The following is a 24,459-nucleotide window of genomic DNA, read 5'->3' on the forward strand; positions in this document are numbered from 1 at the left end:
GGTCGCCTTCCTCGGGCGCCGGATCGTGCGGCGCGGGCACGCCCGGCGCGGCGACCGCGACGGCCAGCGGCCACCCGGGCAGCGCAGCGACCACCGTGCGCTCGCCGGGGGACAGGTCGTACTCCATGCCGCAGTCCCAGGACGCGATCGCGACCGCGACGAGCGACACATCGTCCACCACGACCGTCCACCTGGCTCCGTCGGAGTCCTGGCCGAGCACGAGCCCGTACCCCTCGGCGTACGGCTCGAGGCCCAGCACCGCGCACGCCGCCGGGAAGTCGTCGCCGAGCACGCTCGGGAACTGCGCCGGCGTCAGCAGCACCGCGGTCAGCACATAGAGCGAGTCCTCGTCGACGGCATCGTCCGTCCCGGCCACAGCACCCTCCCCCATCCGATCGTTCGTCGGCGCACCATAACCAGTGGGTAACCCGGACGTCGAGAGTTCACGGCACGAAAATGGTTCGGCCTGTTCCGCGTCGGGGTCCCAGCATCGCGCCATGGCCGGATCCACGTCGCACTTCAGCTGCCTGCCTTGCCGGGCTTCCTTCAAGGAGGCACCCGGCTGTCGCAGGGTCCGCACCGATCTGCACGCGGTGCGGCGGCCCGCCGTGGAACGCCGGCTCCGCCCTCGCCGTTCCGCGCCGCCGGGATATCGCGGGCAGCCGCCGGGATATCGCGGGCCGGTGTGCGCCGTCGGCCGTGCTCGGCGCGGCCTGCGCTTGCGGCATGGCTGCTGCTGCTGCGGCCCCGGCTATCGGCCGCGGACCCTGCGCGAGGTGAGGAGCGGCTCGCCCATGCCGAGCGCACGGGGCTGAGCCCGGTCGAGGCCCTCGTCCGCTACGACCTGTCCGGTTCCGACGTCAGGCGGCGGGCAGACCGAGGAGACTGCGCGCCACGGTCTGCGGAGACTCGTCCCGCTCGCGGGCGAGGGCGATGACCGCGCGGCAGGCCAGTTCGCTGACCCCGAAGGAGAGCGCCTCCGGGGACACCCAGGTCACCGCCTCGTCGACCTGCTCCTGATCGTCCTCCGCGCAGCCGGACACATAGACTGCCGCAGCCTCGAAGATGTTGTGCTGCCGCACCGGAGGTCGTACGACCGGCGCTTCGTCCGGGTGGTGCGCAAGGAGCTTGCGGAGCCCACGGAGTCTGCTGAACACCGGACCACCTTCCTCCAGGGCGGCGGTTGCCACCAATCTTTCAAGTCTCGCATCCCTGCCCGGAGTTGGACCTGCGGCGACGCAAGGGGAACGGCCCGTGCCGCGGAGTCAGCGCCCCGGGGCGAGCGAGCGGATCGTGGTCCGCAACCACTTCAGTTCCGCCTCACTGGTGGCGCGGGCGATCGTGAGCATGCCGCGGCGGAACGGATCGTCCAACTCCTCTGCACGCAGGGGGCGTTCATCCTCGTAGAAGAAGCTGGCCGGCTCCTCCAGGAACTCCAGCCGTCGCCGTAGTACGGCCGCCTGCGCCTCTGCGTTCTCCAGATGCCGCAGGAACGCGAGCACGGTGAACCACCGGTTCTCATCGGTGATTTCGCTCTGCACGGGCTCTGCGAGCCGGCGCAGCAGCTCATGCCGCCCGTCCTCGGTGAGGCTCAGGACATGGCGGGGCGCGGCGACCGATCCGGGCTGGGTCTCGCGCGCCAGCAGACCTGCCTTCTCGAGCCGTTTGATGGCGGGATACAGCGTGCTCTCGGCGACCGGCCGCACATGGCCGGTCAGCGCGGTGATGCGTTTACGCAGTTCATAGCCATGCAGCGGGGCAGCGTAGAGAAAACCGAGGATGGCGAGCTCGAGCATGCTCGCATTCTGCCGCACGTTCGGTGTACCTCGCTAGCGCTATACATCGGTGCCGATGTATGTTGGGTGCGAAGAAGTCGGAAGAGCACCACACCGACGCGTAACGGCATCGACGACGCAACGGCGTCGACGAACAGGGGAGAGTGACAGTGCGACAGGCTCGATTCGACGCGCGGGGCAGCCTCATTCGCTGGACGGAGGCGGCGGGCGAGGGACCGCCGAGGGTGTTTGTGCACGGGCTCGGCGCGGTTTCGTCGGCGTACCACGCGCATATCGCCGCCCACCCGGCACTGGCCGGCCGCCGCTCGCTCTTCGTCGATCTGCCCGGACACGGCCTCAGCGACCGGCCCGCGGACTTCGGCTACACGCTGGAGGACCACGCGGCCGCACTCGCCGCCGCACTCGAGGCGGCCGGTGTGCGCGGCGCGGAGCTCGTCGGGCACAGCATGGGCGGTGCGGTCGCGATCGTGCTCGCGTACCGGCGCCCGGATCTGGTGGCGCGGCTGGTGGTCACGGAGGGCAATCTCGACCCGAACCCGCCGGTGACGCCGGGCGGCAGCGGAATCGCCACGTACGGCGAGGAGGAGTTCGTCCACGGCGGCGGCTTCGCGCGCGTGCTCGAGCGGGTCGGTCCTGTCTGGTCGGCGACCATGCGTCTGGCGGACCCGCTCGCCCTGCACCGCAGTGCGATCGGACTGATGACAGGTACCCGCCCCACGATGCGCCGGATGCTCATGGATCTGCCGCTGGACCGCACATACCTGCAGGGTGCGCGAAGTGGTGAACTCCGCGGCCACGAGGAGCTGGTGGCCTGTGGGGTACGAGTGCTGACCGTCCCGGACGCCGGTCACAACGTCATGTTCGACAACCCGGCGGCATTCGTACGGGCGGTCGCCGGCGGTTCGGTTCTGACGGACCGTGGTCCCGGCGCCTCGGTCCTGACGCCGCAGTCCTGACGGTTCAGTCCTGAGGATCAGCCCTGGCGGACCGCCAGGGCGAGGAAGCGGGCATCCTCGTCCACGTACGAGGTCATCCGCCATCCCGAACCGGCCAGCAGCGGGCGGAGTCTGGGCTCGGCGCGCAGATCGGCCTCGGTGACCTGCCGGCCCTGGCGGGCGGCGAGGGCCGCCCTGCCGATGGGGTGGAACAGCGCGAGCCTGCCGCCCGGTCGCACGACCCGCGCCAGCTCCCGCAGATTCACATCCGGTTGCGGAAGATGGGCGATGAGGCCGGCGGCGAACACGGCGTCGAGCGACTCGTCGCGCAGCGGCAGCCGGGCCACATCGGCGAGCAGCAGCAGTCCGCTGCTCCGGCGCCCCGCGCGCATCGCTGCCTCCAGCATCGCGGGCGTCAGATCGGCTCCGATTACCGTGCCCCGCGCTCCCACGGCCGACCGCAGGGGAGCCAGGGCGCGGCCGGTGCCGCAGCCCGCGTCGAGCACGGCGTCGCCGGGGCGCAGACCCATCTCGGCGACGGCGGCGGTGTAGGCCGGACCGTCGTCGGGGAAGCGGGCGTCCCAGTCCGCGGCGCGGACGCCGAAGAACTCCTGCACATGTGCGTGGTCGTCGGCCATGAGGACATGATCCCTCACCGACTGGGCGACCGTACGGCGCGCATGTTCGAGCGCTGCACGATCGTTCTGAAACATCTCTCTGTCATATTCCATCAGCTTTCGAAATGCGCCCCCAGCGTGCGCCCCCTTGGGGTCTAGCGTCCCAGAGCCATGGGACATCTGGACCACGCCGCTTTCGGCCTACTGACACCCGTGCTGTCGTACGCGATGGCCGTCGTCGGCGCCGCCCTCGGGCTGCGCTGCACCGTACGAGCGCTCGGCACGAGTGGCCGCTCCCGCCGCAATTGGCTGATCACCGCCGCGTCCGCGATCGGCACCGGCATCTGGACGATGCACTTCGTCGCGATGCTCGGCTTCGCCGTCACCGGCACCGACATCCACTACAACGTGCCGCTGACCATCCTCAGTCTGCTCGTCGCCATGCTTGTCGTCGGCGCCGGCGTCTTCTGTGTCGGTTTCGGGCGCGACCGCGTCACGGCACTGCTGATCGGCGGCCTCACCACGGGGCTCGGCGTGGCCAGCATGCACTACCTGGGCATGGCCGCCCTGCGGCTGCACGGCTCGGTGCGCTACGACCCGCTGCTCGTCGCGCTCTCCGTCGTCATCGCCGTGGTCGCTGCGACCGCGGCCCTGTGGGCGGCGCTCAACATCAAGTCACCGGTCGCGGTCGCCGTCGCCTCGCTCGTGATGGGAGCGGCGGTCAGCAGCATGCACTACACCGGAATGCTCGCCGTCAGCGTGCGGGTCGCTCCTTCCGGTGCCGAACTGCCCGGGGCCGCGGCGATGCAGTTCATCTTCCCCCTCGCCGTCGGCCTCGGGTCCTACCTCTTCGTCACCGCCGCCTTCGTGGCGCTCTCCCCGACAGCACGCGAGTACGCCGCCCACACCTCGGAGGAACTGCCGACCGCATCCGACCCCGGGCCGACGGCCGAACCATCGACCACCGCCGGCCCCGCGAGCACCACCACGACCGCCACCGCCTAGCCGGCCCGGCTGCCGGCGGACCCCCAGACCCGTACCCGGAACGAGGAGGCCATGCGCACACCCCGCAGGACTTCGGGCGCCGACACCACGCCCCCGCCCCCACTGCCGCCCGCGCCCCCGGCGGCAGCCCGCGGACGACGCGCACACGCCGGCCCGCCCGCCGTCGAACACACCGGACAGGTGCCACGGGCCGACGCACCCCAGCCCCCGGCCGACACCGGCCGTCGATGGCTGCTGCGACCCGGAACCGTACGCGCGAAGATCATCTCCCTGCTGATGGTGCCCGTCGTCTCGTTGCTCGCGCTCTGGGGATTCGCCACTGTCACCACCGCCCAGGACGTGTCGCGGCTGCGCCGCCTGGAGCACGTCGACAGCCAGGTACGGGGACCCGTCGCCGCCGCCGTCGCGGCGCTGCAAGCGGAACGGCGCGCAGCGGTACGCCAGGTGGCGGCACCGGCCGACGAGCGTGCGGCCGCACTCCAGCAGGAAACCCGGCGCACCGACGACGCCGTGAAGGAGCTGTATCTCGACGGCGAGCACACCGTCGCCGCCGGCGGCGACATGCCGGCCGCCGTCGCGGGACGCCTCGACGAATTCGTCACCCGTGCCGAGGAACTGCGCACCCTGCGTACCTCCGTCCTCGGCCGCCGGGCCACCTGGGACGCGACATACGAGCAGTACACCGCCGCCATCGCCGCCGCGTTCAACGTCTCGGGCGCACTCACCGGCGTCCAGGACACCGGACCCGGCACCGATGCCCGCGTCCTTCTGGAGTTCGCCCGGGCCGGCGAGATGCTCGCCCGGGAGGACGCACTGCTCACGTCCGCGCAGCTCACCAAGTCCCTCGGCGTGCAGCGGCAGCGGCTGTTCACCGGAGCCGTCTGGACGCGGCGGAGCCTCGCCGAATCGGCTGTCATCGATCTGCGCGGCCCCGAACGCGCCGCCTGGCGAGCACTCACCGCGCAGACCCCCTACCGGCAGCTTCAGGCGGCCGAGGACAAGGTGCTCGCCGCGCTCGCAGGCCGCCAGGCGGCACAAATCGTGCCGGCCGAAGCCTGGGACAAGGCGCACGCGGCCGTCGGTGACGGACTGCGCGCCATCGAGACGGACGCCCGCGACGCCGCCGCGGACCGGTCCGACCCGGTAGCCAACAGCATCCTCACCCCGGCCGGAGCTGCCGTGCTCCTCGGACTCGCCGCCGTCGTCGCCTCCTTGGTCATCTCGGTACGCATCGGCCGCGCCCTTGTCGTGGAACTGATCAGCCTGCGCAACACCGCACTCGGGATCGCCCGGCACAAACTGCCCCAGGCCATGCGCCGGCTGCGCACCGGCGAAGAGATCGACATCCAGGCCGAAGCCCCGTCAGGACGCCCCGCCGAGGATGAGATCGGCCAGGTCGGCGAGGCACTCGCAACCGTCCACCGGGCCGCGCTGAGTGCCGCCGTCGAACGCGCCGAACTCGCCGGCAGCATCTCCGGGGTCTTCGTCAACCTCGCGCGCCGCAGCCAGATCCTGGTCCACCGCCAACTCGCGCTGCTCGACACCATGGAGCGCCGCGCCGACGATCCGAACGAACTCGGCGACCTCTTCCGCCTCGACCACCTCACCACCCGTATGCGGCGGCACGCCGAAAGCCTGATCATCCTGTCCGGCGCGGCGCCGGGGCGCGCCTGGCGTATGCCTGTCCCGCTGACCAGCGTCGTACGGGCCGCCGTCTCCGAAATCGAGGACTACGCGCGCGTGGAGGTGCGGCAACTGCCCGAGACCGCCATTGCCGGAACGGCCGTCGCCGACGTCACCCATCTGCTCGCCGAACTTGTCGAGAACGCCGCGCAGTTCTCTCCGCCGCACACAAAGGTGCGCATCAGCGGCGAACCCGTCGGCAACGGCTACGTCCTCGAGATCGAGGATCGCGGCCTCGGCATGGGCAAGGAGGTTCTCGCCGAAGCCAACCGCAGACTGGCGGAGTCCGAATCGCTCGACCTCTTCGACAGCGACCGGCTCGGCCTCTTCGTCGTCAGCCGGCTCGCCTTCCGCCGGGAGATCAAGGTCCAGCTGCGCACCTCGCCGTACGGCGGTACCACCGCGGTGGTGCTGCTTCCCACCCCGCTGCTGCAGAGCGCCCTCTCGGCCCCGCCGGGCAACCAGGGCGACCCGGGCCCCGGTGCCGGCGCATCCGTGGCCGCGCGCACCGGGCCCGCCACGCCCATCGGGCCCGCCGCGCGCACCAACGTCACTCCCGTCGCGGCGATGGCGCCCCGACCGGTACTCGAATCGCCTGCCGAGCCCAGCGTCCCGCCCGGCGTCACCGCGCTGCGCCTGCGCGGCGCTGCGCCGCAGACCGCGGACGGCGAACTGCCGCGCCGGGTAAGGCAGGCGCACCTCGTCCCGCAACTGCGCGAGGCACGCAAGACCGAGGAGACGCAGGATCTCGCGGCAGGGGCCGACGACAGCCCGCAACGCACCCCCGAACAGGTACGGGACCGCATGACCGCGTACCGCAACGGCTGGACCCGGGGCGGCGGCGCCGCCCCCGGCACGGCCGCCCCCGGCAGCGAAGGAGACGAAGCATGACCGAGCACGAGCCGGCCGCAGTCCGCCACACTTTCGGTGACCTCGACTGGCTGCTGGACGACCTCGTACTGCGGGTCGGCGAAGTCCGCCACGCGGTCGTGCTTTCCAACGACGGCCTACCGGTCGGCGCGTCGACAGCGCTGACCCGCCAGGACGCCGAGCATCTGGCCGCCGTCGCCTCCGGATTCCACAGCCTGGCCAAGGGCGCGGGGCACCATTTCCACGCCGGCGGCGTACGGCAGACGATGGTCGAGATGGACGACGGCTTCCTCTTCGTGGCGGCCGCGGGAGACGGCTCCTGCCTTGCGGTGCTCACCTCCGTCGTCGGAGACATCGGCCTGATCGCCTATGAGATGGCCCGCCTTGTCAAGCGCGTCGGCGAGCATCTGCGCACCCCGCCGCGCATCACCGCGACGTGACGACGTGATTGACATGACCGACATCGCCGATTTGAGCGGCAGCCAGTGGTACGACGCCGACGCGGGCCCGCTCGTCCGCCCGTACGCGATGACCGGCGGACGGACCAAGCCGGGCCCAGGCAACGTACGGTTCGACCTCATCGCCCTCGTCGATATCGCCGCCGACGCACCCGGGCCGGCCGAGGAGTCTCTCCTCGGGCCCGAGCACCGCGCGCTGCTCACCCTCTGCCGTTGCGAGACCCAGTCCGTCGCGGAACTCGCTGCCGACGCCGATCTCCCCGTCGGTGTCGTACGCGTCCTCCTCGGCGATCTGCTCGAAGCGGGCCATGTCAGGGTCAGCCGTCCCGTACCACCGGCGCAGCTGCCCGACGAGAGGATCCTCAGGGAGGTGATCGACGGCCTGCGGGCTCTCTAGCCGCCGAACCCGCTGAACCCGCTGGACCTGCTGACCCCCATGAAGCCGCTCCACCCGCTCAAGGCGTCGTGCTCAGCTCCCAGTCCGCCCTGGTCAGCTCGTACTCGACATCGCCGAGCTCGGAGCCCTCGATGATGTCCGGCCACTCCTCGAAGAAGGTCCGGACGAAGGTGAGCCCCACCTTCTCCATCACGCGGCGCGAACGGGCGTTGACCGTCATCGTGTTCGCGATCACCCGCTCCACGCCGAGTTCGGAGAAGCCCTTATGGATCAGCGCGCGAGAGCCTTCGGTCGCATAGCCGCGGCCCCATGCCGCCGAGCCGAGCCGGTAGCCGAGTTCGACCACCGCACTGCTGTGGTCGTCCAGCGGCCGGAAGACGAACCAGCCCAGAAACTCCTTCGTGGTCCGCTCCTCGGCCGCCCAGAAGACGCGGTTGTCGAGAGACGGACAGTGATGAAGAAACCGCGGCAGCGACTCGGCACGGACCGCTTCCCGCGTCGTCGGCCGGCCTCCGTTGATGAAACGCATGACCTCGGGGTCGTTGTCGAGATCGAGCAGATGGTCCACGTCGGCCTCGCTGAACGGGCGAAGGGCCAGACGCTCGGTCACCAGGAAAGTGGGCATGATCCGATCCTCGGTACAGGGGGCCGCGGCCGCCGGCGAATATCCATCCGTGCCCCGCCGGGACGGGATCGAATTGCGTGCTGATTCGGGCATCGAGTGGACCCGTATCAGTCACAACGTTCTAAATGCGATCCCTTCGCCCGGGACAGGGGCGCGCTTGCCATGCTGATCGCGTACTGGCACGGACACCGCAATTGGCTGACCCGAGACCTCAAAGACCTTTCTGACCTGCGTGCTTCATGGGCGGGCCAGATATCTTGGGCTCACTCTTGAGAGAAGTGACATGGCTTCCGAGAGCTCTGAAAATACTGGCGGGGACACGACCGACCTCGCGCTGAAAATACTCGTCGCCGGCGGCTTCGGCGTCGGCAAGACCACCCTGGTCGGCGCGGTCAGTGAGATACGTCCTCTGCGTACGGAGGAACAGCTGAGCCAGGCGGGGAGCACGATTGACGACACCGGGGGAGTGGACAAGAAGTCCACCACGACCGTCGCCATGGATTTTGGACGTATCACCATCCGCTCGGGTCTGTCCCTCTACCTGTTCGGGACTCCGGGGCAGGACCGTTTCTGGTTTCTGTGGGACGAGCTTTCCCAGGGAGCGCTGGGAGCCGTCGTCCTCGCGGACACCCGGCGCCTCGTGGACTGCTTCCCGGCCGTCGATTTCTTCGAACACCGCCGGATCCCCTTCGTCGTCGCTGTCAACTGCTTCGCAGGCGCCCGCACCTACGGCGCGCACGAAGTCTCATGCGCTCTCGACCTGGAACGAGGGACTCCTGTGGTGCTCTGCGATGCGCGCGACCGGGACTCGGGAAAGGAGGTGCTCGTACGACTCGTCGAGTACGCAGGGCGGATGCATACGGCCCGGCTGCTGGATTCGGTCGGCTAGTCGCACCTTGCCGTGCCGCCTCTCGTACGAAAGGCTAACGGACAACAGCGGGGTCACGGGGAACGTATGAACGGGGAGGACCAACATGGCGTTGGACAAGGGACTCGACTGGCTTCTGGACGACCTGACCAAGAGGATCGAACACATACGGCACGCACTGGTGCTGTCCAACGACGGCCTGGTGACGGGGGCCAGCACGGGACTGGCGCGGGAGGACGCGGAACACCTCGCCGCGGTCTCTTCCGGTCTGCACTCGCTCGCCCGGGGTTCGGGACGCCACTTCAGGGCCGGCAAGGCACGCCAGACCATGGTCGAGTTCGATGAGGCGCTGCTCTTCGTCACCGCGGCGGGCGACGGAAGCTGCCTGTGCGTACTCAGCTCCGCCGACGCCGACGTGGGCCTGGTGGCGTACGAGATGACGCTGATGGTCAACCGGGTCGGCGAGCATCTGGGCGTCGCCGCCAGGCAGCCGGGCAGCGGCACCAGCTGAGCTGCGGGAACCCAAGCTCGACAGCGGCCTGTCCGTGGTTATCCACAGGTCGGGCGGAAGGTGCTTGGTTCGGGCTACGGTCGTCACCGAGAGTATTCACACCTCACGGGGGAGACCGTCATGACGGTGAAAGCAGCGGCTGCGCCTGGCCTGGCGCCGGGCCGTGCCCTTCAGGAACTGGACCTGAAGCGCGGCGAGTTCGATCTCGCGATCCAGCTGGGTTACATCCGCACAACACCCGGCCCGCGCGGAGGCCCGCCGAGGATCGAGCAGCGGGAGATCGACCGGCTGCGAGGGAAGGAAGGATTCCCGGGCGCACTGCGGGAGCGGGTTCGGACCGTCGGCACGGTGGAAGGCGCGCGGCTCATTTCGATCAGCCCGGCGCGCTTCGCCCGGCTCGCCCGCACGGGTCACTTCACCCCGGTCCGGTTCTATCTGAACCGCTATCGCGCGGTGGTCTGGCTCTATCTGGCCGAAGAGCTCCGCCGGTTCGCCCTCGCCCACCCCGGCCTCCTCAGCGGCAGAACCCCGCCGACGCTGCGAGCCGTGCTGGACGCGGGTGAGGACCGGCGCGCACGCAACTGGCGGGGGCGGAGTCTTGGGCTGCTGCTGCGCAGGACCGCGGATCCGTGGGAGCGTGCGGCGGCGATCGCTTCCGTGCTCGACCCGGTCACGGTGGCCGAGGTGGCGACCGACCCGTACGAACGCTCACATCTGCGCGAGCTCCGGCCCGAACTCGTCCCCGGGCGCCCGGAGTCGCCGGCGGCCCGCGAAGTGGTGGAGCGGCTGCTCCTGGCGGACCATCCGGATGAGATTCTCTGGCACCGGGTGAGCCTGGCCGAGGCGCTGCGGGAGGCGCGAGAGCTCCGCCTCGCTCCGCGCCCCGTACCCAGGACCGAGTCCCGGAAGGTACCGGGGGCCGTCCAGAGGGGCGCGCGGCTGCTGCCGGTGCGCCGGAATCCTTACGGTCGCGCTCTCATGGCGCGACTGCGGTTCAGGAAGGCCGGCCCCATGGCCTGACGGCCCGGTCGCGAGGGCAGCGGCGCGATCCGGCCGGGCGGGTTGAGGTCTCAGTAGCAGGAAGGGGCTTGGGTGGCTGATGGTGTGACAGATGCGATGACAAGAGCCCGGTTCGGGAGTATCGGGCCAACAACGGCGCCTCCACGCCGGGTGCTTCGGCGGCCCGAGGCTTCATACTGCCTCTACCCCCGAAGCCCCGCGGGAGCCGAAGGACACGGACGGGGCCGTCCCCGCCGCAGCGTGCGGCGTACGCTGATGTGGCCGCCTGACGAGGGAGGCACTAGGGATGCGGGCTGTGTCTTGAAGATCCTTGTGGTGGACGACCGCGAGGACAACCTCTTCGCGATAGAGAGCTTGTTACGCCCTCTGGGGCGTCCGGTGGTACGCGCGCTCAGCGGGGACGAAGCACTGAAGACCGTTCTGCGTGGCGGTATCGCAGTAGTCATCCTCGACGTCGTCATGCCGCAGATGGACGGCCTGGAGGTGCTCGCCTATCTCAAACGACTGGATCACACCAGGAATCTGCCCGTCGTGCTGATGACCGGACTGGGCAGGGACGACGAACTGGCCGCGCGCGCCTACGGCCTCGGCGTCTCCGACCTCCTGGTCAAGCCCGTCGATCCATGGGTGGTGCGTACGAAGGTCAGGGCGCTCGCCGATCTGTACACCGAGAACCAGCGGTTGCGTGAGCAGCTCAAAGCCCTGGCCGAGCGCAGGACCGGAACGTCCACGGCGCACCTTCCCGATCTTCTCGACGCGCGCGTTCCGCGTCAGCCGGGCGGCACGGCGGACCATGCCCGGAGCGTCCGCGGGATCGACTGAACCACATGGCACGGTTCGACAGGCAAGCCGTGCGGGCAGGGGCCAGGGAAGAGGCCAGGTCTCGGCGGAGGACCGGATCGGCGGAGGGCCGGATCGGCGGACGACCGGATGGGCGATGGGCCGGGTCCGCCCGCGCGTGAGCGTGACCGGTACGGCCGGGCAGCACGTGCCGCGCTCCCCGGATGAGGTGCGACCCGGATGAGGTGCGACCCGGACCCGGAGCTGATCCAATGGGCGGAGCCGGAGTCCCGAGAACCTTGCACACTGTGCGGTCCCCGTTCGCCGTACACCGTGCTGCTCTCACCCGGCCGACCTGCATGAAGCTCTGCTGTTGGCCCGCTTAAGAAAACCTCGATGGACTCAGCAGTCACAGCTGGGCACATTGGTGCAGGTCCACTGACCGGTGCTGCCGACACCGACTCCGGTCAGTCCCGCCACGATGCCTGGAGCCGCCCCGATGAAGGCACTTGTCAAGCAGCATGCCGAGCCCGGGCTGTGGCTCATGGACGTGCCGGAGCCGGAGACCGGCGCGGGCGATGTGCTGATCAAGGTGCTGCGCACCGGGATCTGCGGCACCGATCTGCACATCAGGTCCTGGGACGGCTGGGCCCAGCAGGCCGTCACCACACCCCGCGTCCTGGGCCACGAGTTCGTCGGCGAAGTGGCCCGTGTCGGCGCGGACGTCGAGGACATCGCGGTCGGCGACGTGGTGAGCGGCGAGGGTCATCTGGTGTGCGGCAAGTGCCGCAACTGTCTCGCCGGCCGTCGTCACCTGTGTCGCAGCACCATCGGCCTCGGCGTCGGCCGCGACGGCGCCTTCGCCGAGTACGTCGCGCTGCCCGCCTCCAATGTGTGGGTGCACCGGACACAGGTCGATCTGGACATCGCCGCGATCTTCGACCCGTTCGGGAACGCCGTGCACACCGCGCTTTCCTTCCCCCTGGTCGGCGAGGACGTACTGATTACCGGCGCGGGACCGATCGGGATCATGGCCGCCGCGGTTGCCCGGCACGCCGGCGCGCGCAATGTCGTGATCACCGATGTGAGCGAGTCGCGGCTCCAACTGGCCCGCAAGGCCGGCGCCACCCTCGCGCTGAATGTCGCCCAGAGCGATATCGCCGCGGCGCAGCGGCAGCTCGGACTCAAGGAGGGCTTCGACATCGGTCTGGAGATGTCCGGCCGCCCGGAAGCCATGCGGGACATGGTCGACAACATGACCCACGGCGGACGCATCGCGATGCTTGGCCTGCCCGCGCAGGAGTTCGCCGTCGACTGGTCGAAGATCGTCACGTCGATGATCACGATCAAGGGGATCTACGGTCGCGAGATGTTCGAGACCTGGTACGCGATGACCGTTCTGCTCGAGGGCGGACTGGACCTCAGCCCGGTGATCACCGGCAGCTACGGCTACCAGGACTTCGACGCGGCCTTCGACGAGGCCGCCACCGCCCGCAGCGGCAAGATCATCCTCGACTGGACCGTCTGAGCCTTTCGTCCGCGCTTTTCCTAAGGAGCCCCACCATGTACGCGTCCGTCCGCGACGATCTCCGTACCACCATCGACGAGATCCGCGCCGCCGGTCTCTACAAGCCCGAGCGCGTCATCGGCACCCCGCAGAGCGCCTCCGTGTCCGTCGCTTCCGGTGACGTGCTCAACTTCTGCGCCAACAACTACCTCGGCCTCGCCGACCACCCCGAGGTCGTCGCCGCCGCCAAGGAAGCGCTGGACCGCTGGGGCTACGGCATGGCCTCCGTCCGCTTCATCTGCGGCACCCAGGGCGTCCACAAGGAGCTCGAGGCGCGCCTGTCCGCGTTTCTCGGCCAGGAGGACACGATCCTCTACTCCTCCTGCTTCGACGCCAACGGCGGTGTCTTCGAGACCATCCTCGGCCCCGAGGACGCGGTGATCTCCGACGCCCTCAACCACGCCAGCATCATCGACGGCATCCGGCTCTCCAAGGCCCGCCGCCACCGCTACGCCAACCGCGACCTCGCCGAACTGGAGCAGCAGCTCAAGCAGACTCAGGACGCCCGCCGCCGCCTCATCGTCACCGACGGCGTCTTCTCCATGGACGGCTATCTCGCTCCGCTCGCCGAGATCTGCGACCTCGCCGACCGCTACGACGCGATGGTCATGGTCGACGATTCGCACGCCGTCGGTTTCGTGGGCCCCGGCGGCCGCGGCACCCCCGAGCTGCACGGTGTCATGGACCGCGTCGACATCATCACCGGCACCCTCGGCAAGGCGCTCGGCGGAGCGTCCGGCGGCTATGTCGCCGCCCGCGCCGAGATCGTCGCCCTGCTGCGCCAGCGCTCCCGCCCGTACCTCTTCTCCAACTCCCTCGCTCCGGTGATCGCCGCCGCCTCCCTCAAGGTCCTCGACCTGCTGGAGTCCGCCGGCGACCTGCGCGAGCGGCTGAACGCGAACACCGCCCTCTTCCGTACGAAGATGACCGAGGCAGGATTCGACATCCTGCCCGGCGACCACGCCATCGCCCCCGTCATGATCGGCGACGCCGCGGAGGCCGGCCGGATGGCCGAACTCCTGCTGGAGCGCGGCGTGTACGTCATCGGCTTCTCGTACCCCGTCGTCCCGATGGGCCAGGCCCGGATCCGGGTCCAGCTCTCCGCCGCGCACTCCACCGAGGACGTGGAGCGTGCCGTCGCCGCCTTCATCGACGCACGCCAGGCGCTGAAGGGCTGACAGAGGCTGGCAAAATGGCCGGGTGATCGACCCCCGGCGGCTGCGTATCCTGCGGGCCGTGGCGGACCACCGAACGGTGACCGCCGCGGCTTCCGCGCTGTACCTCACTCCTTCGGCCGTCTCCCAGCAGCTCAACGCGCTCGAGCAGGAGACCGGCCACGCCCTGCTGATCCGCAGCGGCAGGGGCGTGCGGCTGACAGCCGCGGGAGAGATCCTGCTGGCCCACACCCATGCCGTGCTCGCCCAGCTGGAGCGGGCCGAGGCGGAGCTCGCGGCCTACGCGGGCGGCGTGGCCGGTGAGGTCACCGTCGCCGCGTTCGCCACGGGCATCGCCGAGGTCGTCGCCCCGGCCATAGGACGCCTCGCCGCGGATCACCCGGACATCCGGGTACGGGTGCGGGACGCGGAGGGCGACGAGAGCCTGCCGCTGGTGCTCGACGGCGAGGCGGACCTGGCCGTCGCGGTGGAGTACCGGGGCGCACCCGGCGAGGGTGATCGGCGGCTGGCCCGTGTATCGCTGTACGCGGAGCCTTTCGACGCCGTCCTGCGCGCCGACCACCCTCTCGCCGCGGGCGAGCGTGTGGAGCTCGCCGAGCTGGCGGACAGCGACTGGATCGGCCCGTACCCCGGCAATCCCTGCCACGACATGGTGCTGCTCGCCTGCGAACTCGCCGGATTCCAGCCCCGTCTGGTGCATTCCTCGGACGACTTCCGCGCCGTTGTCGCGCTGGCCGGGGCCGGCGCGGGCGTGGCGCTGGTGCCGCGCTCGGCGCTGCGCGGGATGGAGCACAAGGACACGGTCGTACGACCGGTGGCGGGCCCGGCCGCGACCCGCCGGGTGTTCGCCGCCGTACGCCGCGGAGCGGAGCTGCACCCGCTGTTCCGGCCGGTGCTGGACGCGCTGGCGAGCTCCGCGGCCGGGCTCTCCACCGGTTGAGGCCGAGCCCTCCCCCTGCCGGGGGAGGGCGACGATGCCGGTCAGCCGGCCGTTTGCTCCATTGCCGTCTTGAGATTGCGCAACGTGGTCCGGATGTTCCCGCGCTGGAAGTCGGCGAACCTCTGCCCGCGGGTCGCGGCCTTGTCGAACGCATGGGCCAGGAAGTCGGGCCAGGACCGCCGGTCGTCGGTCCATGTCTCCGTCACCAGGGTCCCGCCGTCGACCACCTCGAAGCGGTACTCCCAGGTGGCGATGCGGCCGGGCACCACCGGCCGCCGCTTGCCTATGGCGTGCACCCGGAAGGCGAACCGCTCGGCGGGATCGGCCGCGGTCACCGTGCACCGGGTCGTCCAGCGCAGGGCGCCTCGCTTGTTGGAACCGTCGAAGACCATGCCCACGTACGCCTGCTCACCGTCGTTGCGCACGGTCGCGCCGCAGTTCTCGGGACTCCACCGGCCCATCAGCGCGGGATTGCTGACCTGCCGGTAGATGGTCGACGCGTCGGCGTCGATGACGATGCTGTCCGAAACTGTGAAAGTGCGTGCCATGGGTACGACTCCGATTCTCGGGCGCGCGACGGTCGCGCTGTCACCGGTGATCATCCACGGGGCGGTGCGGCGTCGGCCAGGATGGAAGCCTCGACCGCGTCGTAGTCGTACTCCGGCAGGCCGCCGCCCCTCGTGCTGTTGCGGGTGAGCACGGTGCCGAGCCAGCCGGCGAGGAATCCGACCGGGATGGAGACGAGGCCCGTGGTGGTGTACGGGAACCAGGTGAAGTCGTCGTCCGGGAAGATGGCTTGGGCGGAACCGGAGACGAGTGTGGTGCCGGTGATGAAAACCACGACGCTCAGCGCGCCGACGATGAGTGTGCTCAGCAGTCCGCTGCGGTTGTACTGCCGCCAGAAGAGGCTGTAGACGAGCGCGGGTGCGACCGCCGAGGCGCCCAGGCAGAAGGACAGGGTGACCATCGCCTGCAGATTCACATGCCGTGAGCCCGCAGCGAAGAAGATCGCGGCAAGACCGACTCCCGCGGCCGTCGCGCGGGCGATCGTCATCTCGGTGCTGCCCTGCAGCGCCCGCTTGCGCAGCAGACCGTGTGTGATGAGGTCGTGGGCGAGCGTGTTGGCACAGGCGAGCGTGATCCCGGCGACGGAGGCCAGCAGCGTCAGGAAGATCGCGGTGGCCATCGCCGTGAACAGCAGCGTCTCGAAGGTGGACACCTCGGTGCCCATGATGGCCTGGCTGACCAGCAGGACCGAGGTCTTGCCCTGCGGATCGGCGGCCGTGATCCCCTCGTGGCCGACGATCGCGGCGGCTCCGAAGCCGATCACTGCGCTGAGCACACACATGATGACGACAGTGGAGACGGCCCAGGACATGGAACGCCGCACGGCGGGCGCGCTGCGGGAGCTGAACATACGCATGGTGATGTGCGGCAGGCACGCAGCGCCGAGGACGACGGTCAGCTGGGCGCTGATCATGTCGAGTCCGTCGCCGCCGAACTGGAGCCCGGGTGTGAGATACCCGTCGCCCGCACCGCTTCCGCGTGCCGCGGCGTCCAGCAGAGAGGGGATGCTGAAGTCGAAGCGGTTCAGGATGAGCGAGGCGATGGCGATCGCCGCGGCGAACAGCACCACGGTCTTGACGATCTGGATGAAGGCGGTGCCCTTCACACCGCCGATGGCCGCGTAGATGATCATCAGCAGGCCGAGAATCACGATGGAGATGGTCTTGAATCCGGCAGAGTCCATGCCAAGGACGAAGGCCAGCAGATCGCCGGCGCCCGCCAGCTGGAAGATCAGCAGCGGGAAGAGTGCGGTGAGCGTGACGAGGCAGGCGGTGATGCGGACGGCGGGACTCGGGGCGCGGCGGGTGAGTACGTCGCCCATGGTGAACCGGCCCGCGTTACGCAGGGGTTCGGCCAGCAGGAACATCAGCAGCACCAGGGAGAGCGCGGTGCTGAGTGCGAGGACGAGACCGTCCTGGCCCACCAGCGAGATGACGCCGATGGTGCCCAGCACGCTCGCGGCCGAGATGTAGTCGCCGGCGATGGCGAGGCCACTCTGCATGGGGGTCAGGGAGCGATAGCCGGTGTAGAACTCGTCCAGGTCCTCGCGGTCGGGCCCGGTCATCACGCACAGCAGCAGGGTCACCGTGGTCACCGCGATGAACGCGACGAAGGACATGGTCTGGGCATCGGAGCCGAATCCGCTCATCGGCGTGCTCCCTCGGTGGTCGGGTCGGCCCGGAGACGTACGGCTTCGGCGAGCGGGTCGACTCGTCGGCGCGCGGACTTCTCGTACGCGGCGACGGCTACGAGGGTCACCGGAAGCTGGATCAGGCCGAGCATGAGGGCGATGGTGAGACCACCGGTGATCTTGGTGGTCATCAGCCCCGGCAGATACGCGGAGAGCAGGAGGAACACCACGAAGTACCCGAGGGCGGTCAGGCTCGCCACACGGCGCAGCCGCTGGTACGCGGCGCTCAGCGCGCGTATCTCGCGGCGGGGGTCGGTGGGCGGGGGCGGGGGCGGCGCCTGCCAGGAGTGGTGGGGTTGTCCTGGCTGCTCAGGGTATGAGGGCGGGGGAGGGTAGTACGACATCGCGGTGTGCCTTCGCGGACGGCTGGGCAGGGCATGGCGGGGGATGGGGCGGCAACGTTACTGACGGGTAGCGGCCGCCGGAGCATTGTTGCATGAACTGTTTGGTCGGTCAGTTGTGTCAGTCGCTACGGCCCTTACCTCGGGACGTGGCGCCGGGCCGGCGCCCCGCGCCGTGGTGGAGAGCGAGGACTACGCCACGGCGCGGGGCTTCGTCGCCGCGGGCCTCGGCATCAGCCTCAGCCTGATGCCTCTCATCGGACTGGGAAACCGGACCGGGAAACCGGCACCCGGGCATCGTTGTACGCAAGGACCGCGGTCCCGAGCCGGTCCGCGGCATCTGCGCGGCAGTGCGGGAGACCTCCCTCCCCCGCCCGCGCTGCGTCGCGGGCTGATCGAGGCACTCAAGCACGCGGCGGGGGAGTGGAGCGGTCGGTCAGCGGTGTGCGGGGTCAGGGATGACTGACGAGATTGGCCACATTGCTCGAGGAGTTGGAAGGACCACCGCGCCCGTTGATGACATGGCGGATCGTCCCGGTGCCACCGAGCGAGACGGTCACCATGCTCTGGAAGCGCACATTCGGGTTGTCGGGGACCTCGAAGGCGTGCTCGGCGGTCACGCTCGGATTCGCGTTGAAGAAGCAGTAGCTTCCGAGCCCGAACGCCTGGTGGCTGGTCACCGAGTCGGCGACCTTGTACGCGGCGTAGCCCTGGGTGGAGCCGTTCATCCAGGCGGCCTGGTTGGGCGGGTCGTACGGCATCTCGTTCTGGTAGAAGTACGTGCGCCCGCCGTTGCCGTTCCAGATCGTCTGGTGCTTCTGGTAGTGCTCCACGAACAGCCCGTACATGGTCACGTTGTCGCCGTTGACGACAAGGCCGGTGTCCGCCGCATTGCTGTTCCAGCCGATGCCGGTGCCGTGGTCACCGCGCCAGATCCACATATGGTCGCCGATCACATGGTCGCTGTTGACCACCAGGCTTGTGGTCGCCCTGCCCACCGCGGCGCCGCCCACCCGGAAGAAGACGTCGTGCAGGGATGTCGGGTCGGCCGAGTGACCGGCCGACGAGTCGGCCGGGCCGACCTCCATCAGGGTCCGCGAGTTGGTCGTACCGGCGTCGAAGAGGATGCCCGCCACCTTGACTCCGTCGACGTCCGCGACCGTCATCGCCGTGACGCCGTTGTCCGGCACGAAGGTGGCGAGGCCGAGCCCCAGGATCACGGTATCGGCGCGAGTCACCCGCAGAGTCTCGTTCAGATGGTAGACGCCCGGGGTGACCAGCAGGTTCTTCCCCTCGGCCAGTGCGGCGTTGATCTGCGCGGCGGTCGCGCCGGCCTTCACGACGAAGAACTGGTCCATGCCGAGTGAGGTGCCGGCGGCGTTGCCCCCGGCCCATGTGGTGGCCGAGGAGTTGGTTCGCAGGGACGGTATGAACACCTTGTAGGCGCCTGCGTTGTCCACATACAGGAAGGGCTTCTCGCGGACCGTCGGGCTCTGGTTCACGGTTGTGTAGGGCGGGCTGGGAAAGCTCGTGGCCGGAACGCCCTGGCTGCCGACGAAGACCATGTTCCAGTTGGCGCCGCTCCAGCTGCCGAGCTGGGAGTTGCGAGTCAGCCACTGCTGCTGCGTACCGGACCGCACCTGCCCGTCGATCTTGGTGTCGGCCATGAAGCCGCCGCTGGCCCAACCGCCGTCGTCCAGCGCGAGATTGCCGCGGACGTGCATGCGCCGGTACGGAGCCGCCTGGGACACCGCCCATCGGTCACTGCCGCCCGCCGGGTTCACCGAGAGGTTCTCGGCACCGCGCCAGAAGTTCTGGGTGGCGTTCTGCGGCGGGAACCAGTCCGCCTCGACGTGCACCGCGCCGTTGATCGTCACGGAGTCGGGCGACTGACCGAGGCCAAGGACCTGGGTGTAGAAGCCGACGTTGACGTCATTGCTGTAGGTGCCCGGCTTGAACATGACCGCGTAGCGCTGGGAACCGAACTGGTTGGTCTCCTGCTGCTGGAAGATCGAGTCGAGCCGGTTCTGGATGGTCGTGGTCGGCATCGACGGGTCGAAGACGACCACGTTCGGACCGAGGTCGACGTCACCGGGTGCGGTGGAGACGGGTGCGACCTGGAAGCGCTGGGCCGCCGTGCCGTTGCAGGTGTACTGCACGAGCTGGATGCTGTCCGCCGTTGAGGCGGAGGGGACGTCCAGGCACTTGCCGCTGTTGCGGCTGACGAAGTGGTACGCGCCGCCGCCCTCGTCCACGGCCTGCCACTGCTGGTTGCCGCCGCCGCCGTAGGTCCACAGGTGCACCGCTGCGTTGTCGGCGGTGGACACGTCGCTCACGTCCACGACCTGGTTGGCGTCATTGCGATTGCCGATCCGCACAGAGCCGTCGCTGGTTGCGGTGAAACTCCACTGCTGAGCGGTGGAGTTGTTGCAGGCGTACTGCTGTACGGCGGTGCCGTTCACGGTCGCGGCCGAGCGCGCGTCCAGGCACTTGCCGCTGCCGCTGTTGACCACGGTGGCCCAGCCGGAGGGCAGCGCGGCGGCAGTGGCGGCCGCCCGCGGTGGGGTGGCCGCCTGGGTGGTCGGGACGGCGGCCAGCACCGAACCGGCCGAGGCCACGACGATGCAGGCGGCCATGAGGGGCCGTGTGCGGCGGGCGCGGGTGAAGCTGTGGCGCCCCGTTCCGGGCGTTCGCTGCGATCTGAGCACGGTTTCTCCTGTGCCGATGAGCCGGTTGGGAGGGCTCGGTAGGGGGGTTGGGTTCGCTGTTCGCCGGGAAGAAGGTCTGTCATGCATATGACAGACCAGCGCGAGAGGAGGTGCGGAGGGATGCGCCGACCGAGGTGGGGGGTACTTAGTTCACTACGTGATTTAAGAAGTGAACTAATGGCCTGTCAAGGTCTTGGTATGGACCACAGGCTTCTTGTCCGCCAGACCGCGCTGACCTGGTCCGTGTCGTGGACGGCTCCGTCACGCCATGGACCGGGTGCCTTACGATCTCGACGGGTGGCTCCCCGTTCTGTCCGCCGCCCACCCGCTCCGTTGGAGGTCAGCAGTGTTGTGGTCGGTCGGTGCTCGTCGCACTCCCACTACCCGCCGGGCCCGCGTCACCGTAGGTGCTGTCGCGGCCGGGATGTTCCTTGCCGTCGGCTGTTCCTCCGGCGATGACGGCCCCGGTGCGGCGGCGGGCGGCGTACCCGTGGTCCACAAGGGCAAGCTGACCACCTGCACTCACCTGCCCTATCCGCCGTTCCAGTTCGAGCGGAACGGCAAGGTTGTCGGCTTTGATGTGGCCCTGATCGATCTGGCCGCCAAGAATCTGAAGGTCGAGCAGAAGATCCTCGACACACCGTTCGAGAACTTCAAGACCGGTGCCTTCCTCAACTCCGGCGAGTGCGACCTGGCAGCCGCCGGTATGACGATCACCCCTGAGCGCAAGAAGAACGTTGACTTCTCCATGCCGTACTTCGACGCCACGCAAGCGCTGCTGGCGACGAAGAAGAGCGGAGTGACGTCGCTCGCCGACGTCAAGGCCAAGCACAAGAAGCTCGGCGCCCAGGCGGAGACGACCGGCGAGAGCTACGCGAAGAAGCAAGGCTTCAACGCGGTGGCGTTCGAGAGTTCGGACGCGGTGCTCAACGGGCTGCGCACCGGTCAGGTCGACGCCGTCATCATCGATTACCCGGTCGTCCAGGCCTGGCTGAAGGACAAGGCGAACGCGGCCGAATTCGTCCTCGGCCAGAACATCGAGACCGGTGAGCAGTACGGCTTCTCGGTGAAGAAGGGCAACACCAAGCTGCTGGCGGCGATCAACAAGGCGATCACGGACGCCCGGGCCGACGGCACGTACGACAAGCTGTACAAGCAGTGGATCGGCCCGCTGCCCAAGGCCACGCCGTGACCTCTCGGCTGACCCGGCGGCAGCGGCGCCGCCTCTGGCAGGGCGTCCAGTACGCGGTGTTCGTGGCGGTCCTCGTCCTGATCGGCGTTCTGGCCGACTGGGGCCGGCTGCAGAACCAGTTCGCGCAGAAGGACCTCGCCAAAGAGCTGTTCCCGGCCATCATCACCACGGCACTGCGCAACACCGTGGTGTACACGCTGTCCGGGTTCATCTTCGGGCTGGTGCTGGGCCTGATCATCGCGCTGATGCGGTTGTCGTCGGTGGCTCCGTACCGCTGGGTCGCGAGCATCTACATCGAGCTGTTCCGCGGCCTGCCAGCTCTGCTGATCTTCATCTTCGTCGGTGTGGCGGTGCCGCTGGCGTTCCCCGGAACGCAGATCCCCGGCGGTGTGTACGGGAAGGTCGCGCTCGGTCTTGGCCTGGTGGCCGCGGCCTATATGGCAGAAACGATTCGGGCGGGTATTCAGGCCGTGCCCAAGGGGCAGATGGAGGCGGCACGTTCGCTGGGCTTCTCCAAGGCCCGGGCGATGGTGTCGGTGATCATCCCGCAGGCGTTCCGGATCGTGATTCCGCCGCTGACGAACGAGCTGGTACTGCTCTTCAAGGACTCGTCCCTCGTGCTGTTCCTCGGCGTGACGCTGGAGGAGCGCGAGTTGACCAAATTCGGCCGCGATCTGGCGAGTGAGACCGCGAACTCGACGCCGATCCTGGTGGCGGGGCTGTGCTACCTCCTGGTGACGATTCCGTTGAGCTTCGTGGTGCGTCGCCTCGAGGCTCGTGCCGAGAAGGCCAGGTGAGGACGATGTCACAGAAGGCGGAGACAGTGGAGAGCATGGGGGCCGACGGGCCGGAGATCGAGATCCGCGGCCTGCACAAGTCGTTCGGCGACAACGAGGTGCTGCGGGGCATCGACCTCGACATCGCGCGGGGCGAGGTGGTCTGTGTCATCGGGCCGTCCGGGTCGGGGAAGTCGACGCTGCTGCGCTGTGTGAACCTGCTGGAGGAACCCACCGCGGGCCAGGTCTTCGTCGGCGGCACGGAAGTCACCGACCTCGATGTCGACATCGACGCGGTACGCCGCCGTATCGGCATGGTCTTCCAGCAGTTCAACCTCTTCCCGCATGTGAACGTGACCGGGAACCTCACGTTGCCGCAGCGCCGCGTGCTGCGCCGGGACAAGACGCGCGCGGCGGCGGTGGCCCGGGAGAACCTGGAGCGCGTCGGGCTGTCCGACAAGGCCGACGCCTACCCCGCGCAGCTTTCCGGAGGGCAGCAGCAACGGGTGGCGATCGCGCGGGCGCTGGTCATGAACCCTGAGGTGATGCTCTTCGACGAGCCGACCTCGGCGCTCGATCCCGAGCTGGTGGGGGAAGTGCTGGCGGTGATGCGGCTGCTGGCCGCGGAGGGCATGACCATGATGGTCGTCACCCATGAGATGAGCTTCGCCCGGGAGGTCGCCGACCGGGTGGTGTTCATGGACGGCGGCGTGATCGTCGAACAGGGCCCGGCCGCGCAGATGGTGGGCGCTCCGCAGCATGAGCGGACCAGGAACTTCCTGAACCGCATCCTGGACCCGGCCGCCGCGGAGCGGCCGGGCGCGGATTCGGCACCGTCCGACAAGGACAGGGACACGGCGAAGGACAAGGGCAGGGACGCGGAGACCAGGGAGCCCGGCGCGGACCGGGACAGCTGACCGAACCGGGCTCCTGAACCCGGGGCCCGTCCGGGTTCACCGTGCCCCGGCCCGCGGGCTCAGTCGTCCAGAAGCCGGGCGCGCAATTGCGCGATGAGCCTGTCGTCGGCACCGAGGTGCCGGACGGCGTAGTCGTACACGGATCCATACGTGGCGGCCAGGTCGGCCAGGAACAGCCGCATGATCTCTTCCGGTGCTCGTCCGTAGCCCGGCCACGTCAGGGTCCGCCCGGGGTTGGCGGCCCGCCAGTCGGCGATCAGCCGTTCCGTGGCCAGTTCGGTCAGCGCGAAGTCCGCGGCGATATCGTCCTCGGTCACCCCGGCAAGGGCGAGGACCAGAGCGGCCAGCAGTCCCGTGCGGTCCTTGCCGGAAGCGCAGTGGAACACCAGCGGGCCGCTGGTGTTCCACGCGATGACCTCGAGCGCCTGACGCAGTTCCTCGGCGCCGTCGAGGGCGACTTCCGCGTACCGGTCGGCGAGGAAGCGCCAGGGGTCGACGGCGGGGTCGATGGCTGCCTGGTCGTAGGGGCGGTGTTCCACGCTGAGGTTGACATAGCTGAGCCCCTCGCGGTCGGGCACCCGGCCCCGCGCCTCGATCTCCCACGGGTAGCGCAGGTCGATCACCGTGCTCACCTTGAGGGCGAGGAAGCGGTCGAGGTCGGCGCCGTCGAGCTTGGCCAGGGAGTCGGACCGGTAGAGCCGGCCCCACCGCACAGTGTGGCCGTCGGTGGTGTTGTAGCCCCCCAGATCCCGGAAGTTGTGCAGCCGCTCGAACGCTATGTGTCTGCTCATCGCGTCACTGTACGGTCCTGTCGGCTTCCGGTGACCCCGAACGTGTCCGGCCCCGACGCCACCCCGAGCAGGTCGCACACCGGCGGAGACGAAGCGCAGCTCCCGGCCGCGGCGGCCCGGCCGGGTGTCCTGGTCCACCGGTCGCCCGTCCCGGCGCTCAGTTCCGCCGGGACGGCACTGATGGTCGAATCGCTGGATCGCCTGTCGAACGCCCCCACAACTCCTGACGC

General features: G+C 69.3%; 24 protein-coding genes and 1 pseudogene. 15 read left to right on the forward strand and 10 right to left on the reverse strand.

Annotated features, from left to right (window positions below):
• The 3 genes and pseudogenes from ACWDZ6_RS27930 to ACWDZ6_RS27940 form a co-directional block, all read right to left on the reverse strand.
• Nucleotides 1-376, reverse strand: a pseudogene (locus ACWDZ6_RS27930) (hypothetical protein); the annotation flags it as partial.
• Between the two features lie 484 nt (nucleotides 377-860).
• On the reverse strand, nucleotides 861-1,157 hold the full coding sequence (locus ACWDZ6_RS27935; RefSeq protein WP_366729838.1) for a hypothetical protein: 297 nt from the start codon (nucleotides 1,155-1,157) through the stop codon (nucleotides 861-863).
• A 108-nt stretch (nucleotides 1,158-1,265) separates the two neighbouring features.
• Complete coding sequence (locus ACWDZ6_RS27940; protein WP_451505033.1) at nucleotides 1,266-1,796, reverse strand: PadR family transcriptional regulator; 531 nt, start codon at nucleotides 1,794-1,796, stop codon at nucleotides 1,266-1,268.
• Nucleotides 1,797-1,945: 149 nt separating this feature from the next.
• On the opposite strand from ACWDZ6_RS27940, the gene ACWDZ6_RS27945 reads away from it, so the two are divergent.
• Entirely contained in the window at nucleotides 1,946-2,752 is an 807-nt protein-coding gene (locus tag ACWDZ6_RS27945) for an alpha/beta fold hydrolase (RefSeq protein WP_451505034.1), read from the forward strand.
• Between the two features lie 17 nt (nucleotides 2,753-2,769).
• Here the strand turns inward: ACWDZ6_RS27945 and ACWDZ6_RS27950 are convergent, their stop codons facing one another.
• Nucleotides 2,770-3,369: a class I SAM-dependent methyltransferase gene (locus ACWDZ6_RS27950; protein WP_451505035.1), complete on the reverse strand. Its 600-nt coding sequence runs from the start codon at nucleotides 3,367-3,369 to the stop codon at nucleotides 2,770-2,772.
• A gap of 150 nt (nucleotides 3,370-3,519) precedes the next feature.
• Here ACWDZ6_RS27950 and ACWDZ6_RS27955 point away from each other — a divergent pair, with 150 nt between their 5' ends.
• The 4 genes from ACWDZ6_RS27955 to ACWDZ6_RS27970 are packed head-to-tail and all read left to right on the forward strand — an operon-like array spanning nucleotide 3,520 to nucleotide 7,761.
• Nucleotides 3,520-4,353, forward strand: a complete 834-nt coding sequence (locus ACWDZ6_RS27955) for an MHYT domain-containing protein (protein WP_451505036.1) — start codon at nucleotides 3,520-3,522, stop codon at nucleotides 4,351-4,353.
• Between the two features lie 51 nt (nucleotides 4,354-4,404).
• On the forward strand, nucleotides 4,405-6,927 hold the full coding sequence (locus tag ACWDZ6_RS27960) for a sensor histidine kinase (protein WP_451505037.1): 2,523 nt from the start codon (nucleotides 4,405-4,407) through the stop codon (nucleotides 6,925-6,927).
• Nucleotides 6,924-7,346, forward strand: a complete 423-nt coding sequence (locus ACWDZ6_RS27965; protein ID WP_451505038.1) for a roadblock/LC7 domain-containing protein — start codon at nucleotides 6,924-6,926, stop codon at nucleotides 7,344-7,346. Before ACWDZ6_RS27960 ends, ACWDZ6_RS27965 begins: the two co-directional genes overlap by 4 nt.
• 13 nt (nucleotides 7,347-7,359) lie before the next feature.
• Nucleotides 7,360-7,761: a DUF742 domain-containing protein gene (locus ACWDZ6_RS27970; protein ID WP_451505039.1), complete on the forward strand. Its 402-nt coding sequence runs from the start codon at nucleotides 7,360-7,362 to the stop codon at nucleotides 7,759-7,761.
• 58 nt (nucleotides 7,762-7,819) lie between these two features.
• On the opposite strand, the gene ACWDZ6_RS27975 is transcribed toward ACWDZ6_RS27970, so the two are convergent.
• A complete protein-coding gene (locus ACWDZ6_RS27975) occupies nucleotides 7,820-8,386 on the reverse strand; it encodes a GNAT family N-acetyltransferase (RefSeq protein WP_451505040.1) in 567 nt (188 codons plus the stop codon).
• 283 nt (nucleotides 8,387-8,669) lie between these two features.
• Here ACWDZ6_RS27975 and ACWDZ6_RS27980 point away from each other — a divergent pair, with 283 nt between their 5' ends.
• The 7 genes from ACWDZ6_RS27980 to ACWDZ6_RS28010 all read left to right on the forward strand — a co-directional run bounded on the left by ACWDZ6_RS27980 (nucleotide 8,670) and on the right by ACWDZ6_RS28010 (nucleotide 15,247).
• Nucleotides 8,670-9,275 (forward strand): GTP-binding protein, encoded by a 606-nt coding sequence (locus ACWDZ6_RS27980; RefSeq protein ID WP_366729846.1) that lies wholly within the window; start codon nucleotides 8,670-8,672, stop codon nucleotides 9,273-9,275.
• Between the two features lie 85 nt (nucleotides 9,276-9,360).
• Nucleotides 9,361-9,765: a roadblock/LC7 domain-containing protein gene (locus tag ACWDZ6_RS27985; RefSeq protein WP_366729847.1), complete on the forward strand. Its 405-nt coding sequence runs from the start codon at nucleotides 9,361-9,363 to the stop codon at nucleotides 9,763-9,765.
• A gap of 120 nt (nucleotides 9,766-9,885) precedes the next feature.
• On the forward strand, nucleotides 9,886-10,785 hold the full coding sequence (locus tag ACWDZ6_RS27990; RefSeq protein ID WP_451505041.1) for a DUF6397 family protein: 900 nt from the start codon (nucleotides 9,886-9,888) through the stop codon (nucleotides 10,783-10,785).
• 300 nt (nucleotides 10,786-11,085) lie between these two features.
• Complete coding sequence (locus ACWDZ6_RS27995; RefSeq protein ID WP_351451430.1) at nucleotides 11,086-11,607, forward strand: response regulator; 522 nt, start codon at nucleotides 11,086-11,088, stop codon at nucleotides 11,605-11,607.
• 457 nt (nucleotides 11,608-12,064) lie between these two features.
• The gene (gene tdh / locus ACWDZ6_RS28000; RefSeq protein WP_451505042.1) at nucleotides 12,065-13,093 is read left to right on the forward strand and encodes an L-threonine 3-dehydrogenase; all 1,029 of its coding nucleotides are present in this window, start codon (nucleotides 12,065-12,067) and stop codon (nucleotides 13,091-13,093) included.
• Between the two features lie 35 nt (nucleotides 13,094-13,128).
• Complete coding sequence (locus ACWDZ6_RS28005; RefSeq protein ID WP_451505043.1) at nucleotides 13,129-14,310, forward strand: glycine C-acetyltransferase; 1,182 nt, start codon at nucleotides 13,129-13,131, stop codon at nucleotides 14,308-14,310.
• A gap of 22 nt (nucleotides 14,311-14,332) precedes the next feature.
• On the forward strand, nucleotides 14,333-15,247 hold the full coding sequence (locus ACWDZ6_RS28010) for a LysR family transcriptional regulator (RefSeq protein ID WP_326654353.1): 915 nt from the start codon (nucleotides 14,333-14,335) through the stop codon (nucleotides 15,245-15,247).
• Nucleotides 15,248-15,288: 41 nt separating this feature from the next.
• Here the strand turns inward: ACWDZ6_RS28010 and ACWDZ6_RS28015 are convergent, their stop codons facing one another.
• From ACWDZ6_RS28015 to ACWDZ6_RS28030, 4 genes are all read right to left on the reverse strand, one after another.
• Nucleotides 15,289-15,795 (reverse strand): SRPBCC family protein, encoded by a 507-nt coding sequence (locus tag ACWDZ6_RS28015; RefSeq protein WP_451505044.1) that lies wholly within the window; start codon nucleotides 15,793-15,795, stop codon nucleotides 15,289-15,291.
• A gap of 50 nt (nucleotides 15,796-15,845) precedes the next feature.
• Nucleotides 15,846-17,462, reverse strand: a complete 1,617-nt coding sequence (locus ACWDZ6_RS28020) for a sodium/solute symporter (RefSeq protein ID WP_451505045.1) — start codon at nucleotides 17,460-17,462, stop codon at nucleotides 15,846-15,848.
• Nucleotides 17,459-17,848, reverse strand: coding sequence for a DUF485 domain-containing protein (locus ACWDZ6_RS28025; protein WP_451505046.1), 390 nt, complete (start codon nucleotides 17,846-17,848; stop codon nucleotides 17,459-17,461). Before ACWDZ6_RS28025 ends, ACWDZ6_RS28020 begins: the two co-directional genes overlap by 4 nt.
• Nucleotides 17,849-18,297: 449 nt before the next feature.
• A complete protein-coding gene (locus tag ACWDZ6_RS28030) occupies nucleotides 18,298-20,481 on the reverse strand; it encodes an RICIN domain-containing protein (RefSeq protein WP_451505047.1) in 2,184 nt (727 codons plus the stop codon).
• A 496-nt stretch (nucleotides 20,482-20,977) separates the two neighbouring features.
• Here ACWDZ6_RS28030 and ACWDZ6_RS28035 point away from each other — a divergent pair, with 496 nt between their 5' ends.
• From ACWDZ6_RS28035 to ACWDZ6_RS28045, 3 genes are read left to right on the forward strand one after another with little or no spacing between them, the layout of a single operon-like run.
• A complete protein-coding gene (locus tag ACWDZ6_RS28035; RefSeq protein WP_351451415.1) occupies nucleotides 20,978-21,745 on the forward strand; it encodes an ABC transporter substrate-binding protein in 768 nt (255 codons plus the stop codon).
• Nucleotides 21,712-22,542 carry an amino acid ABC transporter permease gene (locus ACWDZ6_RS28040; protein ID WP_389176585.1) on the forward strand — a complete coding sequence of 277 codons (831 nt, stop codon included), beginning with the start codon at nucleotides 21,712-21,714 and terminating at the stop codon, nucleotides 22,540-22,542. The genes ACWDZ6_RS28035 and ACWDZ6_RS28040 overlap by 34 nt, the downstream gene beginning before the upstream one ends.
• A 5-nt stretch (nucleotides 22,543-22,547) precedes the next feature.
• Nucleotides 22,548-23,438 carry an amino acid ABC transporter ATP-binding protein gene (locus ACWDZ6_RS28045; RefSeq protein ID WP_451505048.1) on the forward strand — a complete coding sequence of 297 codons (891 nt, stop codon included), beginning with the start codon at nucleotides 22,548-22,550 and terminating at the stop codon, nucleotides 23,436-23,438.
• Between the two features lie 59 nt (nucleotides 23,439-23,497).
• On the opposite strand, the gene ACWDZ6_RS28050 is transcribed toward ACWDZ6_RS28045, so the two are convergent.
• On the reverse strand, nucleotides 23,498-24,229 hold the full coding sequence (locus tag ACWDZ6_RS28050; RefSeq protein WP_451505049.1) for a tyrosine-protein phosphatase: 732 nt from the start codon (nucleotides 24,227-24,229) through the stop codon (nucleotides 23,498-23,500).
• Nucleotides 24,230-24,459: the final 230 nt, after the last annotated feature.

Source organism: Streptomyces sp. NPDC002926, from assembly GCF_053591755.1.

Bases quoted from the DNA above. Each gene is read 5' to 3' on its own strand.
- ACWDZ6_RS27940 (WP_451505033.1), bottom strand. From the start codon at position 1,796: ATGCTCGAGCTCGCCATCCTCGGTTTTCTCTACGCTGCCCCGCTGCAT.
- ACWDZ6_RS27950 (WP_451505035.1), bottom strand. From the start codon at position 3,369: ATGGCCGACGACCACGCACATGTGCAGGAGTTCTTCGGCGTCCGCGCC.
- ACWDZ6_RS27955 (WP_451505036.1), top strand. From the start codon at position 3,520: ATGGGACATCTGGACCACGCCGCTTTCGGCCTACTGACACCCGTGCTG.
- ACWDZ6_RS27960 (WP_451505037.1), top strand. From the start codon at position 4,405: ATGCGCACACCCCGCAGGACTTCGGGCGCCGACACCACGCCCCCGCCC.
- ACWDZ6_RS27965 (WP_451505038.1), top strand. From the start codon at position 6,924: ATGACCGAGCACGAGCCGGCCGCAGTCCGCCACACTTTCGGTGACCTC.
- ACWDZ6_RS27970 (WP_451505039.1), top strand. From the start codon at position 7,360: ATGACCGACATCGCCGATTTGAGCGGCAGCCAGTGGTACGACGCCGAC.
- ACWDZ6_RS27975 (WP_451505040.1), bottom strand. From the start codon at position 8,386: ATGCCCACTTTCCTGGTGACCGAGCGTCTGGCCCTTCGCCCGTTCAGC.
- ACWDZ6_RS27980 (WP_366729846.1), top strand. From the start codon at position 8,670: ATGGCTTCCGAGAGCTCTGAAAATACTGGCGGGGACACGACCGACCTC.
- ACWDZ6_RS27985 (WP_366729847.1), top strand. From the start codon at position 9,361: ATGGCGTTGGACAAGGGACTCGACTGGCTTCTGGACGACCTGACCAAG.
- ACWDZ6_RS27990 (WP_451505041.1), top strand. From the start codon at position 9,886: ATGACGGTGAAAGCAGCGGCTGCGCCTGGCCTGGCGCCGGGCCGTGCC.
- tdh (WP_451505042.1), top strand. From the start codon at position 12,065: ATGAAGGCACTTGTCAAGCAGCATGCCGAGCCCGGGCTGTGGCTCATG.
- ACWDZ6_RS28005 (WP_451505043.1), top strand. From the start codon at position 13,129: ATGTACGCGTCCGTCCGCGACGATCTCCGTACCACCATCGACGAGATC.
- ACWDZ6_RS28015 (WP_451505044.1), bottom strand. From the start codon at position 15,795: ATGGCACGCACTTTCACAGTTTCGGACAGCATCGTCATCGACGCCGAC.
- ACWDZ6_RS28020 (WP_451505045.1), bottom strand. From the start codon at position 17,462: ATGAGCGGATTCGGCTCCGATGCCCAGACCATGTCCTTCGTCGCGTTC.
- ACWDZ6_RS28025 (WP_451505046.1), bottom strand. From the start codon at position 17,848: ATGTCGTACTACCCTCCCCCGCCCTCATACCCTGAGCAGCCAGGACAA.
- ACWDZ6_RS28030 (WP_451505047.1), bottom strand. From the start codon at position 20,481: ATGGCCGCCTGCATCGTCGTGGCCTCGGCCGGTTCGGTGCTGGCCGCC.
- ACWDZ6_RS28035 (WP_351451415.1), top strand. From the start codon at position 20,978: ATGTTCCTTGCCGTCGGCTGTTCCTCCGGCGATGACGGCCCCGGTGCG.
- ACWDZ6_RS28045 (WP_451505048.1), top strand. From the start codon at position 22,548: ATGTCACAGAAGGCGGAGACAGTGGAGAGCATGGGGGCCGACGGGCCG.
- ACWDZ6_RS28050 (WP_451505049.1), bottom strand. From the start codon at position 24,229: ATGAGCAGACACATAGCGTTCGAGCGGCTGCACAACTTCCGGGATCTG.